This window comes from Limnospira sp. PMC 289.06 (assembly GCF_032350395.1).
In the GTDB taxonomy this organism is placed as follows: domain Bacteria; phylum Cyanobacteriota; class Cyanobacteriia; order Cyanobacteriales; family Microcoleaceae; genus Limnospira; species Limnospira platensis.
The window spans coordinates 1-1,278 of the sequence record NZ_JARPLC010000322.1; the positions used below are offsets into that span (position 1 = coordinate 1).

Consider the following 1,278-nt stretch of genomic DNA (forward strand, 5'->3'; position numbering starts at 1 on the left):
CCGACCCTACAAATTGACCAATATCTCTATTTCCTAATATCTCAGTTTGAGCTAACACATTTGCTACATTTTCTTGAAGGTTTCTTAATGATGATACTAGTCTAAATCGCTCTCCACCATTTTCTACAACCGCGTTAACTAATTGTTGTTGTCTATTTTCCTCAATGCGTTGTAATGCAATATATTCATCTAATCCTTGAGCAACTAAAATAATTGCTTCTTTACAGTTATCTGAGAATTCCTCCCAAAATTCTTCACTACTATCTTGATTCCAAATAGTGTTAATATTTCCGTCATAGCTTTCTGGTAATTTCTCCCTAGCTTCCCTTCTCTGTTTACCGAAACTCCATTCTTCACCTTTTTCGTCACCCCACTTTTCAATCGTTCCTTTACCACCAGGAACCATTGAAACAATAGCCGTTGCAAGTGTTGAAGGACTTTTATCTAAAAACATTTTAACAACCCGTCTACCATGTTTAAACAGTTGCCATGCTATGGCTTTCATAGCCATGTTAAATGACTGTTTAACGTATGAGCCGAAAGCTGTAGATACTTCCATAAGCATTTCAGGTCCCTTGCTTAAGGCAATGTGCATAGCAGCGGCTTTGTTGATAAATGCAATACCAATGGTAGGCAATACTCCACAAACTAATTTACCTGCCATATTACCCAAAAAACCGGCGGTAGTACTAATAAATTGATTAGCAATATTCATCATATTTTTGTCTATCTGTTCATCTGATATATTCCAGTTGAAATTCCAGAAACTATCCCAATTAGACGTGATAAATCGTGCTACTTTCTCAAAACTAAAGTTAGATAAAAACTTAGTAATTCCTTCCCATAACCAACCTCCAAAACTTTTGCCCCATTCAACAACTTTACCAGTTATTTTTGCCCATAGCTTGCCAAACCAACCCATCTCTTGAGTAGATGTTCTCTGAGCTAAATTAACTTGTCTAACGCCATTCCTACCTATACTGCTACGGGTTTGACGGCTAGACAAGCTACGAGTACTCCTTAGCATTCTTGCACTTCTGGCAACCATTACAAAGTCCCTCTTAGTGGGTTATCGCCGTCAATCAATTCGGTTTCTATCTTGATATCAGGAAAGTCTTTTTTCAATAATTCTTGTACTTTCTTGGTTTCCTGTTCTCTAATATCATCCTGTTTTTTCATTGAATCATATAACCTAGTTAAATCGGCTAATATGTCTTTTGACGGGTCATTACCATTAACTTGTAAAGTACCTTGCGCTCTAACTATTGAGAATATTTC

The 1,278-nt window shown here is 36.8% G+C and carries 2 pseudogenes; both read right to left on the minus strand.

The annotated features are described in order from the left end of the window. Positions 1 to 1,006: pseudogene (locus P5674_RS24845) on the minus strand (hypothetical protein); the annotation flags it as partial. Positions 1,007 to 1,047: 41 nt separating this feature from the next. Continuing rightward, positions 1,048 to 1,278: pseudogene (locus tag P5674_RS24850) on the minus strand (hypothetical protein); the annotation flags it as partial.